This window comes from uncultured Roseibium sp., assembly GCF_947496995.1.
Taxonomy (GTDB): domain Bacteria; phylum Pseudomonadota; class Alphaproteobacteria; order Rhizobiales; family Stappiaceae; genus Roseibium.
In genome coordinates this window covers 480,690-495,394 of sequence record NZ_CANMFD010000003.1, presented here as the reverse complement: position 1 = coordinate 495,394, position 14,705 = coordinate 480,690, and the positions used below count along the sequence as shown (strand labels likewise).

Genomic DNA, 14,705 nt, shown 5'->3' with positions numbered 1-14,705 from the left:
GGTTGCCGCTTCATTTCGTCAAACTGTATCGGATGGTTTCAAATATGCGCTTGTCAAAGAAGATACCGGCTCTTGTGATCGGTGCTGCCGCTGTCGTGGGTATCGGAATCGGTGTTTCCAGTTACCTGACTACCGTGGATGGTGTCGAAAAGCTGACCCGCGACCGGCTGAAGACCGCCGCGACGACGAGTGTCGAGGAAATGCTGTTCTATCTGAACACGATTGAAAGCGAACTCGTCCTGACAGCCGAAAGTCCCGGCACCAAGACAGCCGTTCTGGAATTCGCAGCCGCCTGGAAAGAAATGAAAGCCTCCGGCGGCAATCCCGAGACGACGCTACAGACGGCCTATATCACGGACAACCAGCACCCGACCGGTGAGAAGCATCTGCTTGATCGCGGAGACAGCGGTTCGGCATATGATGATGTCCACGCCAGCTACCATCCCTGGCTCCGCAAGCTCCAGCAGGACCGGGGCTACTATGATGTCTTTCTGTTCGATACCGAGGGCAACCTGGTCTACTCGGTGTTCAAGGAATTGGACTACGCCACCAACTTCAACCAGGGCGGTGGCAAGTGGGCGGACACCGACCTTGGAGAAGTGTACCGCAAAGCGATGTCGATCACGTCCCATGATGAGGTGGCGTTCGAGGATTTCGCACCCTATGGCCCGAGCTTCGATGCTCCGGCAAGCTTCGTCGCGCATCCGATACGCCTCGGCGGCGAGACCTATGGCGTGCTGGCTTTCCAGATGCCGGTCGATATGATCAACGAACTGATGCAGCATGTACGGGGCCTGGGTGAAACCGGTGAACTGGCTCTGATCGGCGAAGATCGCCTGATGCGGAACAATTCGGGGAAGAATCCGGATCAGTCCGATATTCTGGTGACGAAACTCGACAGCCCGGTGATCGACAAGGCTTTCGCCGAGGGAATGGCGTTCGGATACGACACGCTCAACGGCGACGAAAAGCTGGATGTCGAAGCGGCTAAATTCGACTACCACGGCAAGACATTCGCCGTGGTTGCCTCGCAGTCCTATGCGGAGGCTTTCGCCTCGGTTGTCGATATCAGGAACCGCATGCTGATTACCGGCCTCGTACTGCTTGGCATCGCGGCCATTGCCGGGATGTTTGCGGCTAGAACCATTACAGGTCCCATCAACAAGGTCGTCGATGCCATGAAACGCCTGGCGACAGGGGATACCAAGGTGGACGTCGAGGGCGGAACCCGGGCAGATGAAATCGGCGAGATGTTCCAGGCCGTTTCCGTATTCAAGGACAACGCCATTCAGCGCAAGCAACTTGAGGACGGTGCCAGGTTGGAGCGGGACAGGGAACGCCAGCGTCAGGTCGTCATGGAAAACCTGATAGCCGATTTCAAGACTGTCATGTCCGAGCGGCTGTCGACTGTTTCCAATCAAATGTCCCTGATGCGCCGGGCTGCGACCACGCTGGAGGACATTGCCAGCAAAGCCAGGACCGAGTCGGACCATGCGGGCGGGGCGGCCGGCAGCGCTTCAGAAAATGTTTCCGCGGTTGCTGCGGCGACCGAGGAAATGACAGCTACCGTTCAGGAGATTGCCAATCAGACGGAGGCCACCGCACGGATTGTGGCGGAAGCCGTGGTTGCTGCCGAAACCACCAATCAGGACGTGAAAACCCTGTCCGATGCCGCCGAACACATCGGCAGCGTCGTCAACCTGATCCGCGATATCGCGGAACAGACCAACCTTCTGGCACTGAACGCCACGATCGAGGCGGCGCGGGCCGGAGATGCGGGCAAGGGCTTTGCCGTGGTGGCATCCGAGGTCAAACAGCTCGCCGAGCAGACGTCGAAGGCAACCGACGAGATTTCCGACCGTATTTCGGGAATTCAGAATTCGGTGAAGGATGCGGCCGGGTCCATCGATCATATCGCCAACAAGGTTTCGGAGATCAAGGAACTGACAAGTTCCGTCGCCGGTGCGATCGAGGAACAGCGGTCCGCGAACCAGGAGATTGCCCGCTCCGCGAAATCGGCAAGCGACAGCACGGGTGTTGCCGCTGACAGCCTGACGACGGTCTCCAGCGCGGTTCAGCAGACTTCGGAAGAAGCAGGCCTGGTGAACAATGCCTCGAACCTGGTTTCTTCAGCCAGCTCAAGCCTGGCGGAGGAAGTTGAAAAGTTCCTTGAGGGCGTTACCCTCGACGTTGAGGACAGGCGCAGCGCGCAACGAAATGTCATCTCCGAGGACGTTACCATCGAGACAGCGGATGGCCGTTCGCACAAGGCCCGTATGGTCGATGTCAGTGCCACGGGTGCACAGATCCAGAATCTGGCGGGCGTGAACATCGATGAGCAGTTGACGATCAGACTGTACGACGGGACGAGCCTTCACGGCGCTGTCGTGCGACTGACAGGGAGCGGATGCGGAATCCGGTTCAGCGCACAGCTGGCGGAAGACCATCTTCTCATGGCTGCCTGATCAGACGGAAACGGAAAAGTCATAGATTTCCCGCCGTCATCCCGGCCAAGCGTCGCGCGAGCCGGGATCGGAGAGCCGCAAGTCCTTATTTTTGGATGAGTCTGTTCTACAGACAATCCCGGCTCACCGATCCCGGATCTTCGCTGCGCTGCGTCCGGGATGACGAATCGAAGATTTGCCAGCAGTTTGAAAGGCGCTCAATGCGCCTTTTCCTTGTCAGGCATCGCGTTGGGCGATCCAGTCGTGGTCCGGGTGGTTCCGGAAGCGCCACTTGCGCATGGGCCCGGCCATGACATTGAGATAGTACATGTCATAGCCGTAAGGAACTGCGCAGGGGTGATGACCCTTGGGGACAAGCACCACGTCGTGGCTGCTGACGGACACCGTTTCATCGAGCGCGCCATCTTCGGTGAACACCCGCTGATGACCATAGCCCTGGTCCGGATCGAGGCGGTGATAATAGGTTTCTTCCAGATAGGTCATATCCGGATAATTGTCCTCGTCGTGCCGGTGGGGCGGATAGGACGACCAGTTTCCCGACGGCGTGAACACTTCCGTGACCAGCAGACTGTCGGCAACATCCGTTTCTTCCATGGCAATCGGGAAGATGTAGCGGGTGTTGGCGCCCTTTCCTCGGACCACCTGCTCGGGAACCGGCAGGACGCGCGCCTTGTGGCCGCCCTTGCCCGGGGCGGTGCAGACGCCGATGGTGCAGTCGGTGGTGGCCGTCGCCGACCAACTGGTGCCATTCGGGACGTAGACACTGTGCGGCGGCAGCTTTTCGAACACGTTCATGCGCTCGCCCTGCTCGCCGAAGTCCTCGCCGCCGGCCGAGATCTTCGCCTTGCCTTCGACCATCACCAGAATGATCTCCAGATCGCCGGTGTCCTCACCGACGATCTCGCCCGCCTTCAGCCGGTAAAGGCCGAAACCGACGTATCCCCAGTCGGGCGACTTCGGTCCCCTGGCGCTTTCGACGGTGATATCGTGAACCTTGCCATTTGTTCCGGCCGGTTTGCGGAGCAACTCGCTCATGTCAGGTTCACCTTTCCTGCGATCTGTTTCAGCGTTTTCAGTCCCAGGCTCTGATACTGGAAGGGATTGCGCACTTCCGGGTCCTGTTCGGCCTCGATGACGATCCAGCCTTGATAGCCCGTGTCCTTGAGGATTTGAAGCAGCGGCTCGAAATCGACGCCACCGTCTTCGTCACCGGGCACCGTGAAGACACCGGCGCGCACGCCGTCCATGAATGATTTTCCGCTGTCGCGGACGTCCTTCATGACGGAAGGACGCACGTTCTTGGCGTGGAAGTGACGGACACGGCCCGCATGTCTTTCAAGTACAGGCGCCGGGTTGCCACCGTCGGAGCCGAAATAACAATGGCCCGCATCGAACAGCAATTTGGTTGCCGGGCCGGTCGCCGCCATGAAAGCGTCGATCTCCGCCGGGGTTTCCACGACTGTGCCCATGTGGTGATGATAAACCAGATCGATGCCCTGCTGCGCGCAGAAGGCCGCGAGTTCCTCGACCTTGGCACCGAAGTCCTTCATCGCCTCGGCGCTCAACACCGGGCTCCCGGAGATGTCGACGTCGGATCCCTGGATGGTGTTGGAGGTTTCGCAGGCGATGCAGACCGAACAGCCATTGTGCTTCAGCTTGTCCAGATGCGGCTGAATCGCCTTCTTCTCTACCTCGACGGAGTGCGTCAGCAGGTTCAGGGAATACCATCCGGAAATGAATTTCAGGTCGTAGCTGCCCAGAAGCTGCTTCAGCTCTTCGGGATCGTTCGGCCAGCGGTGGCCGTTCTCTATACCGTCGAAGCCGATATCGGAGGCTTCCTTCAGGATCTGTTCTGTCGGGATATGCGCGCCGAGCGTCTGGTCGTCGTCGTTGGCCCAGGCAATCGGGTTGGTGCCGTAAAGGATCATGGGTCGTGTCCTGTAACGTTCGAAGGAACGTCTGGGTTGTCTGTATTCTTTCCCAGGCCTCATCCTTCGATATGACCTGTCGGTCGTCGTCGGGATGAGGAGGAAGAAGTGGTTAAGTGCTGAACTGGTTGGCTCGAGGTCTTTCCGTTCTCCGCCATTGCCGGGTTTGACCCGGCAACCCGTGCCGTGACCTTGCAAAAAGCATGATCCGACGGGAAGGAGCAATCGGCAGGGATCCCACGCTCAAGCCATGGGATGACGCCGGGATCGGACGGTGTCTGGCCTGTCTGTCGTCCGTCCTCCTCAATCCACGAGGTTCTGGTGTTTCAGTGCATCGACGTAGCCTGCGCGCGCCTTGTTGACCTCGGCGCGGGAGGAGATTTCCGGCACCGCGACATCCCACCAGGCACCGCCGCCATTTTCCCCGGGGCCGTGCATCGGGTCGGTATCGATGACGATGACCGTCGGGAGCGATCTGCCGCGGGCTGCAAGGATTTGCGTTTCAAGATCGGCTATATCCTTCGCCTTGACCGCATGGGCTCCCATGGCGGCGGCATGCGCCACGAAGTCGATATCCGGCTGGGCCTCGACGTTGCAGTCCTTATAGAGGTTGTTGAACTGCTCGCCGCCGGTGCCCATCTGCAGGCGGTTGATGCAGCCATAACCGCGGTTGTCGGTCAGAACCACCGTGAACGGCACCCGGCGCATGACCGCGGTGGCAAGTTCGGAATTGGCCATCATGTAGGAGCCGTCGCCGACGAAGCAGACGACGTCGCGATCCGGGCAGGCAAGCCTGATACCCATCGCACCGGCGATTTCGTAGCCCATGCAGGAGTAACCGTATTCCATGTGATAGCCGCCCTGTGGCGATTGCCAGAGAAGCTTCAGGGCACCCGGCATCGTGCCGGCGGCACACATGGCGATGGTTTTTTCGGTGGCTGTGCGTTGCACGGCACCGATGACCTCCGCATCGAGCGGCAGATAGTCTTCCGGCACATCGGTTCGTGCGCTGCAATGGGCGTCGACCCTGGCGAGCCAGTCGAGACGGGCAGCGGGATCGAAAGAAGCTGACTTGTGAGCGCCGAGTGCCGCGGAGATCCTCTCAAGAGAGACTTTCGCGTCGCCCACGATGCCGGTCGCTCCGTGCTTCAGGGCGTCATAGCTCTGCACGTTGATGGAGACCAGCTTGCGGCCGGGTTGTCTGAACAGGGACCAGGACCCGGTGGTGAAATCCTGGAAGCGTGTGCCGACGCCGATCACCAGATCGGCTTTTTCAGCAAGCCTGTTCGCGCTCTCGGCGCCGTCCACGCCCGCTGCACCGAAATTCATCGGATGGGACTGGGCGAGAGCCGACTTGCCGGCCTGGGTCTCGATCACCGGGATGCCGTGCCGGGTGGCAAACTCCGCGAGCGTGTCTTCAGCCTGTGAATAGATGACGCCACCACCGCAGACGATCACCGGGTTTCGGGCAGCCCTGACAAGTTCGGCAACCTCGGCAATGTCACGGCTGTCCGGTTCGGGGCGGCGGATCCGCCAGACCTTCGGCTCGAAAAAGCTTTCGGGATAATCATAGGCCTCGGTCTGGGTGTCCTGGCAGAAGGCGAGGGTGACGGGCCCGCAGTTGGCCGGGTCCGTCATGACCTGAAAAGCCCGGGGCAGGGCAGTCAACAGGTGTTCCGGCCGGCTGATCCTATCGAAGTAGCGCGAGACCGGGCGGAAGCAGTCATTGGCGGAAACGGTGCCATCCGCAAAATCCTCGACTTGCTGGAGCACGGGGTCGGGCGCGCGGTTGGCGAAAACATCGCCGGGGATGAGAAGCACCGGCAGGCGGTTCACATGGGCAAGCGCCGCAGCAGTGACCATGTTGGTCGCTCCCGGCCCGATGGAGGATGTGACCGCCATGGCGCGGGTGCGTTTGCTGGCCTTGGCAAAAGCGATTGCCGTATGGGCCATCGTCTGTTCATTCTGGCCGCGCCATGTAGGCAGGGCATTGCCGGCCTGTTCCAGAGCTTCGCCCATGCCGGCGACGTTGCCGTGACCGAAAATTGCCCAGACACCGTCGATGAAGCGATCTCCATCCTCGGTCAGTTGCGCGGCGAGAAAGCGGACCATGGCCTGAGCGGCTGTCAGACGGATGCTGCTCATTGCTTCTGTCCTTCATCTGAGTTGAGGCGCGCCTGTGCGCGGGCGGTGTCCCATATGCGGCACAGGCGTTCGTAGCGGGTGGACATGTCGACCACCGCGTCTTCATTCGAGACGCGACCGGCGAGCCAGCCGCGAGCGGCATCGGCGAAGATCGTGCGGCCGACCGCGAACCCCTTGACCAGACGGAATTGCGCGGCTTCGGCGAAGCTTGCGGCCAGTTGATCTTCCGGGGCATCCAGACCGAGCACGACCACTCCACGTGTATGCGGATCATTCTCGATAATGGCACCGCAAGCTTTTGCCCAGGCCTCTCTTGACGTCAGCGGTTCCAGCTTCCACCAGTCGGGATAGATGCCGATCTCGTAGATCCGCCGGATAATGTCCGCCGTGGTGTCGTCGTCGATGGCGCCGACCTTGGAAGGAATAACTTCCAGAAGCAGTTCCAGGCGGTTGCGGCGGCAGGCGGCGAACAGCCGTTGCAGGAGGTCCTCCTGCTCGGCCTTCATCGCATCGGTGTCGTCCGGATGGTAGAAACACAACACCTTGACCACATGTTCGGCGGGCCATTCGGCCAGGCCGCCGAAATCCGGACCGATTTCCGGCTCCAGCGTGAGCGGCCGGGAGGACGGCCACTCAACGGGATGTCCGATCCAGAGGCCGGTTCCGGCGGCCTGATACAGGGCCTCGCGGCCGAGACGGCTGTCGCAAAGAATGCCGTAGCCGGGTTGACCGTCCGCGACGGTGAGCGCCGCGTCGAGGCACAGTTTCTTGAAGGCGCCGATATGCTCATGAGTGACGCCGGCCTCGTCGGCCATCTGTTCGAGCTGAATACGGTGATCGAAAGCGAACACCCGCATCGTCGACCAGTCGCCGCCATGGGTCCGGTGCCGGTTGGTGGACCAGTGAATCTGTTCCAGCGCCGGGTCCTTGCGCAGCGCCTTGTCCTTCACGCCGCGCTTGAGGAAGAACTGCAGCTCCTCCCAGCTCGGATAGGCGGGCGTGCAGCCATGACGCGACACGGCGAAGGCACCGCAGGCGTTGGCATAGGTCAGTGCTGTCACCCAGTCCTCGCCGGTGATCCAGCCCTTGAGCAGGCCCGACATGAAGCCGTCACCTGCACCGAGCACGTTGAAGACCTCGATCGGGAAACCGGGACCGGATATGCCGTCGTCCAGACTGTCCGGGATGTCGCCCGTAAAGGCTGAAGCGCCCATGGGGCCGCGTTTGCACACAAGGGTCGCACCGGAAACCTTGCGGACGTTTTTCAGTGCCTGGATTGTATCCGTGGTGCCACCGGCGATATGGAATTCCTCTTCCGTACCGACGATGAGGTCGAAGAGATGCAGCGTGGCTTGCAGCTTCGCGGTCACCTTTTCGGAAGCAATGAAGCGGCTCTCGCCGTCGCCATGGCCGGCAAGGCCCCACAGGTTGGGCCGGTAGTCGATATCGAGCGCGGTTTGTGCGCCGTGTTCGCGGGCAAGCGTAAGGGCTTTCAGAACGGCGGCTTCAGTCTGCGGGTGGCTCAGATGTGTGCCGGTCGCGACCACCGCTTTGGCCGATGCGATGAAGGCCGGATCGATATCGTCCTCGCACAGGGCCATGTCGGCACAGTTCTCGCGGTAGAAGATGAGCGGGAACTGTTCCTGGTCACGGATGCCGAGCAGGACCAGGGCGGTCAGGCGTTCCCTGTCGGTGACGACACCGCTGGTGTCGACGCCGTGCCGTTCCAGCTCCTCGCGGATGAAACGGCCCATATGCTCATCGCCGACACGGGTGATCAGGCCTGACTTCAGGCCGAGCCGTGCCGTGCCGGTGGCCATGTTGGTGGGCGAGCCGCCGACATACTTGTTGAAGGACGCCATGTCCTCCAGCCGCCCGCCGACCTGCGCTCCGTAGAGATCGACCGAGGACCGGCCAATCGTGATGACATCAAGTTTCTTCACATGCTCGTTCCGTCAGTTCAGGTCATGGACCCATGAAAGAGGATGATACCGGTCCGTGACCTGGAACATCTTGTCGGTGATTGGTCGCAGCCAGACAAGATGTTCCAGCGTTTTAAAACCGGTCAACCGGGCAGCCGGATCAGATCGTTCCGCCCAGGGATCCTTCCAGCTGAGCCAGTTCCTGTCCACCCGCCATCAGGTCCTGCAATTCCTCGGCCTTGATTTCCCCCCGCTTTGCCGTGCCGTGGGTCTTGCCGCGGTTCAGGACGGTGAACCTGTCGCCGACGGCCATGGCATGGCGCACGTTGTGGGTGATGAAGACAATGCCGATGCCGTTCTTGCGCACCTTGTCGATGGTCGCCAGGACATTGGATGTCTGGCGGACACCAAGGGCGGAAGTCGGCTCGTCGAGAATCAGCACCTTGGCGCCGAAATGAACAGCACGGGAAATGGCCACCGTCTGACGCTCTCCGCCGGAAAGCGTCCCGACAGCCTGGTCCGGCGAGCGCAAGCGGATGCCCATGCCGGCCATTTCCGTCATGGTGATCTCGTTGGCCCTGGTCGTATCGAAACGCTTGAAGATCCCCCAGCCCTTCGTCGGTTCCCGGCCCATGAAGAAGTTCCGGGTTACCGACATGAGAGGGATCATCGCCAGATCCTGATAGACCGTGGCGACACCAGCCTCCATCGCATCGCGGGGGCTGTCGAAGGACATTGGTTTGCCTTCAAGAAAGATCTGGCCGCTTGTCGGTTTGTGAACGCCGGACATGGTCTTGATGAAAGTGGATTTGCCCGCGCCGTTGTCGCCCAGGAGGCAATGGCACTCTCCGGGAAAAACATCGAAGCTCACGCCGGCCAGGGCAATGATGTTGCCGAAGTGCTTTTCGATCTGGTCCATATGGATGATTGGCTCTGACATGATCAGCGTTCTCCCGTAACACGCTTGCGAATGGCGTTGTTGAAGAGGACGGCGATCAGCAGCATGCCGCCAAGGAAAACCTGGAACCAGTCCTGGTCGAAGTTGGTGTAGGTCAGGCCGATGACGACCATGCCGAAGATGATCGATCCGAAAAATGCGCCAATGGCGGATCCATATCCGCCGGTGAGGAGACAGCCCCCGATCACGGCGGCGATGATGGCCTCGAATTCCTTCTGAAAACCGCGCCGCGCATCGGTGGAGCCGGCATCCATCACGGTGATGATGGCAACCATGGCAGCGCAGCAGGCGGTCAGCATGAACAGCGAGATCTTGACCTTGTTGACCGGCACGCCGGAATTGGAGGCCGCAACCCTGTCGCCGCCGGACGCGAAGATCCAGTTGCCGACGGGGGTGCGTAGCAGGACATAGGTCGCCAGCAACGCGACGAGGACGAACCAGATGATCTCGACAGGGATACCGGGAACCTTCGGGGTTCCGTTCTTGAAGGTTTCGATCAGGCCGGTCTCGGCAAGCCAGGCGAACAGGGGGCCGAAGGCCTCGCCGGAAAAGAACGGGGCAAGCCAGTCGCCTTCCACGGCCTCGCGGACACCGCGAAGCTGGGTGGATCCGCCGGTGGCCAGTTTGAGGCCGACGAGGGAGAGACCGCGCAGGATGAAAAGGAAAGCCAGCGTGACGATGAAGGAGGGCAGTCCCGAACGGATCACGATGGTGCCGTTGACGCCACCAACCATGGCGGCAAAGACGAACGTGAGGGGGATCGCCAGAACGAGGGGCAAGCCCCAGTTGACGACGCAAGCAGCGAAGAACAGGCCCGCAAAGGCGACCATGGAACCGATGGACAGATCGAACTCACCGCCGATCATCAGCATGGCCGCACCGATTGCCAGAATGCCGAGTTGAGCTGCGGGGGTCATGAAGTTCATCACGCCGGAAAGCGTGAACATGCTGCTGTCTGCGGTGGCAAGAAAAAACAGCACGACCAGAATGACACCGGCGATAGCGCCGAGTTCGGGGCGTTTCATGAGTTTCGCGCCAAAGGACTCTGCCTTCAGGCGTTCATCCCCGACGGATGTGGTTACTTCGCTCAATGTTCCCTCCCTTGATTATGGCACGGTCCAAGGAACGGCGGCCCTGAGGCCGCCGCCCTTTTGGACGTGTTAGCGGATGCCCTTCGAGGACAGGTCGATGACCTGGGAAGCCTTGTCCTTGGTGATCAGGTTCGGGCCGGAGGGAACATCGCCGCCCGGGATCAGGCCGTATTCGGCGTTCAGCGCCAGGAACACGACCGGGAGATAGCCTTGCAGGAACTGCTGCTGATCGATTGCGAAAGCGGCTTTTCCGTCGGCAACGGCCTTCAGGAAGTTGGCGGACAGGTCGAATGTCGCGATATTGACCTCGCCCGAGCGGCCGAGGGCTTCGACGGCGGCGATTGCGGGCTCACCCACCGTCGAGGCGCCGAGGCCCATGATGGTGTCGATGTCCGGGTTGGAATCCAGCGCGGCACGTACCTTGGCTTCCACTTCCGCCGGGTCGTTGGAAGTCGGCAGCACTTCAACCGTTCCGCCGAAACCTTCGGCAAAACCGGCGCAGCGCAGGTCGAGCGAGACGTTGCCGACTTCCTGGTTGACGCAGATGCCGTTGGAACCACCCATTTCGGCCAGCTTGGTCCCGGCTGCCTTGCCGGCGGTGAATTCGTCCTGGCCGACATGCAGCAGGGCGCCGAGCTTGGCGGCGACATCCGAACCGGAGTTCATGGAAATGACCGGAATTCCGGCTGCCACGGCGCGCTCGATGGACGGGCTGAGGGCGTCGGCATCCGGAATGGATACGACGAGACCTGCCGGTTCCTGGTTGACCGCGGCATCGATGAGCTGGCTCATCGCAACCATGTCGAAGGTTTCCGGCGAGCGATAGCTGACGTTCGCGCCGGTGTCTTTCGCGGCCTTGTCGACGCCGTTCTTGACGACTGACCAGAACGCGTCATTGGCCTGACCGTGGGATACGACGATAATGTCGGCCGCCATGGCCGGCATTGCCATTGCGACAGCGCCTGCGACCAGTGCGCCCTTGATGAAGTTTTTCATATCTACTCCTCCCGAGTGTGAAGAAAACCACCGCATGATTACGGCTGTGGACTTCGGCCTTCGACCGAATTTCTTGCTCCCGGTATCCCGAGTTCGATCGCGGAAGCTGCAAGATGCGCATCCACGATGTCCTCGAGGCCGGTGCCATTGTCAGATGTGAACGGATTGGAATCGAAAGCGCGTCACCAGGCTGTGGGCGCCCTCTCGCGCTACAGCATCGTTCAATGCCATCATTCCTCCCGATCCATTTTTTTGCGAGGGGCACGTGCACAGCGCCGTTGTCTTATTTTTTTAGAATATAAATTCCATTTCTATTTTCTTGCAATACATTTTTTTCAAAAATTCAAATTCGGTTCCGCTGCGCACCGACGGACACGGCCAGGGCTATGGCGAGCGACAGGGTTGCGGACAGAGCCCTGAACGCGCCGACATCCAGTTCTGAGACCAGGAGCTGAATGGCTTTCAGCCGGGCCAGAGGGCTTGTGACAACGTCGGTGATCGCCACGATGTCCGCCCCGTTGCGGCGGGCCTGTGTGGCCATGTCTACCGTGATCTGCGAATAGGGCGCGAAGGTTACCGCGATCACAGCGTCGTTCGGCCGGATCAGATGCTCCATGTTGATGTTGGCGATGCCGGAATGAAGTACCGCCGGTACGTTCATTTTCTCGAAGGCATAGGCAAGATAGGAGGTGACGGGAAAGGCGCGCCGGAAGCCGATCATGTGAATGGTCTCGGCCCGGGCGAGAACATCAACTGCCTGTTGCAGAGCCACCGGATCCACGGTTGTCAGCAGATTTTCCAGCGAAGAGCGGCCGACTTCGACGAATTCCGCCAGCAGCGCCGAGGGGGTTTCCGTACCGTGTTCACGAAGTTTCGCCAGACGGGTAGTATAATCGGGCCATTTCTGGGAATAATCGGACCGGAACAGTTTCTGCATCTGGGAATAGCCGGAGAATCCCATCTCTTGGCAGAACCGCATGACCGCGGAGGGTTGCACATCGGCACCTTCGGCGAGTTCGGCCACTGTCGAGACGGGGACGCGGTCCGGGTTGGCGGCGATGAAGTCGGCGAATTGTTTCAGCCGTTTGGGGAGGTGCTCCGCCGTGCTTCCCAAACGCTCGAAAAAGGCATCGATGGTTGCGGGCGGCGAAGTCGGGGGACAAGGGTCCGATTCTGTATCCGGCATCTGTTTCTTCTTTTCCAGCTTGACACATTCCGTTTAAAGTGATTTTGGAATTTTTATTCTAGCTTGGCAAGCAGCGATCACTGTCGATGCGCTGCTTCACGCCCCGGGAGGAAAACATGGCTATCAAGGTTGCGCTGCTAGGCGCCGGACGTATCGGCAAGGTGCACGCCAAGGCGGTTTCCGCCTCAGAGGGCGCCGCGGTCGTCGCAGTTGCGGACGCTTTCCCGGAGGCTGCCGAAAGTCTCGCCGCCGCGTATGGCGCGAGTGTCCGGACGATCGACGAGATCGCGGCATCGGAAGATGTCGATGCGGTGGTGATCTGCACGCCGACCACGACACATGCCGATCTGATCGAGCAATTCGCCCGTGCCGGCAAGGCGGTGTTCTGCGAAAAGCCCATCGACCTGTCGCTTGACCGGGTGAAATCCTGCCTGAAGACAGTCGAGGATCTTGGCGCGACACTGATGATCGGTTTCAACCGGCGGTTCGACCCGCATTTCAAGGCGGTGCGCGATGCTATCGACGCCGGCCGGATCGGCGAAGTCGAGATGGTGCAGATCACGTCGCGAGATCCGGGCGCGCCGCCGCCGTCCTACATCCAGACATCCGGCGGCATTTTCAGGGACATGACCATCCATGATTTCGACATGGCGCGGTTTCTGCTGGGCGAAGAGGTCACGACCGTCTATGCAACCGGCTCGGTTCTGATCGATCCGGAAATCGGCAAGCTCGGCGACTATGACAGTGCCATGGTGGTGCTGACCACCGGGTCGGGCAAGCAGTGTTCCATTTCCAATTCGCGCCGCGCGTCCTACGGATACGACCAGCGTATCGAGGTACACGGTTCCCTGGGTGCGGTCTCCGCGGAAAACATCCGCCCGGTGTCGATCGAACTGGCAACGCGGGACGGCTATACCCGTGCTCCGCTGCATGATTTCTTCATGACCCGCTACCTGGAAGCCTACGCGGCGGAGATTGCCGTCTTCGTCGACACCATCGTCAGCGGCAAAAAGCCGTCTCCAAGCGGTGACGACGGCTTGAAGGCACTGGCTCTGGCGGAAGCTGCCCTCAAGTCTGTCGCCGAACGTCGCGCTGTCGGTATGGACGAGATTTGAGGCGGATAGCCTTTCCACCGAAACGCTGTTTTTCGAAGCGGTCGTTCATGTCATCGCGGGCAGAGGCCGCGGCGGGGTGGAATAGAGTATTCCTGAAATAATCACAATCTATCCGTGCCGCGCATTGTCCCCTATATCTGCGCCAGATAACAACAGAGCGAGATCGATCCGGAGCGTGGCGAACAGCCGCCGGCGCCGTAAGGACTTGCGGAAGGGACACGACATGACGACAGACGCGGACAACCTAGAGAACATTCTCCAGATCGACATCGTTTCGGACGTTGTCTGTCCCTGGTGCATTGTCGGTTTCAAGCAGCTGGAACAGGCGATCGAAGAAACCGGGGTGCCTGCGGCGATCAAGTGGCATCCTTTCGAGCTCAATCCGGACATGCCGCAAGAGGGCGAGAACCTGCGCGCGCATATCATGCGCAAATACGGGGTGAGCGCTGAGCAATCCCAGGAAACGCGCGAGCGGCTGACGGAACTTGGCGCCGGCCTCGGGTTTGATTTCCGCTTTACCGACGGCATGCAGATGGTGAACACCTTCAAGGCCCATCAGCTGCTTCACTGGGCCGGACCGGAAGGCAAGGAACACCCGTTGAAGATGGCGCTGTTTGAAGCCTATTTCAAAGACGGCAAGGATGTCAGCGACACGGAAACCCTGGCGGACATGGCGGCAGCTGTCGGCCTCGACCGCGAAGAGGCCGTTCAGGTTCTTCAGGACGGACGATTTGCCGAGGTGGTGCGCGAAGAGGAAAGTTTCTGGAGACAGAACGGGATAGAGGGCGTGCCCGCCGTCATCTTCGAACGCCGCCACATGATCTCCGGGGCGCAGGGAGCCGAAAACTACGCCGCAATCATCAAGCAGCTCGTGGATACCGAGGCGGCCTGACCCGAGA

11 protein-coding genes are annotated in these 14,705 nt (G+C 60.4%); 3 read left to right on the top strand and 8 right to left on the bottom strand.

The window, feature by feature from the left end; translation table 11 throughout:
* The first annotated feature begins 44 nt into the window (after positions 1 to 44).
* Positions 45 to 2,465 carry a methyl-accepting chemotaxis protein gene (locus Q1B40_RS15095; RefSeq protein WP_299816178.1) on the top strand — a complete coding sequence of 807 codons (2,421 nt, stop codon included), beginning with the start codon at positions 45 to 47 and terminating at the stop codon, positions 2,463 to 2,465.
* A 216-nt stretch (positions 2,466 to 2,681) separates the two neighbouring features.
* Here the strand turns inward: Q1B40_RS15095 and iolB are convergent, their stop codons facing one another.
* The 8 genes from iolB to Q1B40_RS15055 all read right to left on the bottom strand — a co-directional run bounded on the left by iolB (position 2,682) and on the right by Q1B40_RS15055 (position 12,691).
* Positions 2,682 to 3,500 (bottom strand): 5-deoxy-glucuronate isomerase, encoded by an 819-nt coding sequence (gene iolB, locus Q1B40_RS15090; RefSeq protein WP_299816176.1) that lies wholly within the window; start codon positions 3,498 to 3,500, stop codon positions 2,682 to 2,684.
* Positions 3,497 to 4,393: a myo-inosose-2 dehydratase gene (iolE, locus tag Q1B40_RS15085; protein WP_299816174.1), complete on the bottom strand. Its 897-nt coding sequence runs from the start codon at positions 4,391 to 4,393 to the stop codon at positions 3,497 to 3,499. Before iolE ends, iolB begins: the two co-directional genes overlap by 4 nt.
* Positions 4,394 to 4,696: 303 nt before the next feature.
* The gene (gene iolD / locus Q1B40_RS15080) at positions 4,697 to 6,538 is read right to left on the bottom strand and encodes a 3D-(3,5/4)-trihydroxycyclohexane-1,2-dione acylhydrolase (decyclizing) (RefSeq protein WP_299816172.1); all 1,842 of its coding nucleotides are present in this window, start codon (positions 6,536 to 6,538) and stop codon (positions 4,697 to 4,699) included.
* Positions 6,535 to 8,481 carry a 5-dehydro-2-deoxygluconokinase gene (iolC, locus tag Q1B40_RS15075; RefSeq protein WP_299816170.1) on the bottom strand — a complete coding sequence of 649 codons (1,947 nt, stop codon included), beginning with the start codon at positions 8,479 to 8,481 and terminating at the stop codon, positions 6,535 to 6,537. The genes iolD and iolC overlap by 4 nt, the downstream gene beginning before the upstream one ends.
* 139 nt (positions 8,482 to 8,620) lie before the next feature.
* Positions 8,621 to 9,400 carry an ATP-binding cassette domain-containing protein gene (locus Q1B40_RS15070; protein WP_068406168.1) on the bottom strand — a complete coding sequence of 260 codons (780 nt, stop codon included), beginning with the start codon at positions 9,398 to 9,400 and terminating at the stop codon, positions 8,621 to 8,623.
* Positions 9,401 to 9,402: 2 nt separating this feature from the next.
* Positions 9,403 to 10,509: an ABC transporter permease gene (locus tag Q1B40_RS15065; RefSeq protein WP_299816166.1), complete on the bottom strand. Its 1,107-nt coding sequence runs from the start codon at positions 10,507 to 10,509 to the stop codon at positions 9,403 to 9,405.
* Positions 10,510 to 10,578: 69 nt separating this feature from the next.
* A complete protein-coding gene (locus tag Q1B40_RS15060; RefSeq protein ID WP_299816164.1) occupies positions 10,579 to 11,505 on the bottom strand; it encodes a sugar ABC transporter substrate-binding protein in 927 nt (308 codons plus the stop codon).
* 343 nt (positions 11,506 to 11,848) lie between these two features.
* Positions 11,849 to 12,691 carry a MurR/RpiR family transcriptional regulator gene (locus tag Q1B40_RS15055; RefSeq protein WP_299816162.1) on the bottom strand — a complete coding sequence of 281 codons (843 nt, stop codon included), beginning with the start codon at positions 12,689 to 12,691 and terminating at the stop codon, positions 11,849 to 11,851.
* Between the two features lie 116 nt (positions 12,692 to 12,807).
* Here Q1B40_RS15055 and iolG point away from each other — a divergent pair, with 116 nt between their 5' ends.
* Positions 12,808 to 13,806 (top strand): inositol 2-dehydrogenase, encoded by a 999-nt coding sequence (gene iolG, locus Q1B40_RS15050; RefSeq protein ID WP_299816160.1) that lies wholly within the window; start codon positions 12,808 to 12,810, stop codon positions 13,804 to 13,806.
* 223 nt (positions 13,807 to 14,029) lie between these two features.
* The gene (locus Q1B40_RS15045; protein ID WP_299816158.1) at positions 14,030 to 14,698 is read left to right on the top strand and encodes a DsbA family oxidoreductase; all 669 of its coding nucleotides are present in this window, start codon (positions 14,030 to 14,032) and stop codon (positions 14,696 to 14,698) included.
* Positions 14,699 to 14,705 lie beyond the last annotated feature (7 nt).

Excerpts from the sequence above, each read along its gene's own strand:
- Q1B40_RS15095 (WP_299816178.1), top strand. The coding sequence starts at position 45 with ATGCGCTTGTCAAAGAAGATACCGGCTCTTGTGATCGGTGCTGCCGCT.
- iolB (WP_299816176.1), bottom strand. The coding sequence starts at position 3,500 with ATGAGCGAGTTGCTCCGCAAACCGGCCGGAACAAATGGCAAGGTTCAC.
- iolE (WP_299816174.1), bottom strand. The coding sequence starts at position 4,393 with ATGATCCTTTACGGCACCAACCCGATTGCCTGGGCCAACGACGACGAC.
- iolD (WP_299816172.1), bottom strand. The coding sequence starts at position 6,538 with ATGAGCAGCATCCGTCTGACAGCCGCTCAGGCCATGGTCCGCTTTCTC.
- Q1B40_RS15070 (WP_068406168.1), bottom strand. The coding sequence starts at position 9,400 with ATGTCAGAGCCAATCATCCATATGGACCAGATCGAAAAGCACTTCGGC.
- Q1B40_RS15060 (WP_299816164.1), bottom strand. The coding sequence starts at position 11,505 with ATGAAAAACTTCATCAAGGGCGCACTGGTCGCAGGCGCTGTCGCAATG.
- Q1B40_RS15055 (WP_299816162.1), bottom strand. The coding sequence starts at position 12,691 with ATGCCGGATACAGAATCGGACCCTTGTCCCCCGACTTCGCCGCCCGCA.
- iolG (WP_299816160.1), top strand. The coding sequence starts at position 12,808 with ATGGCTATCAAGGTTGCGCTGCTAGGCGCCGGACGTATCGGCAAGGTG.
- Q1B40_RS15045 (WP_299816158.1), top strand. The coding sequence starts at position 14,030 with ATGACGACAGACGCGGACAACCTAGAGAACATTCTCCAGATCGACATC.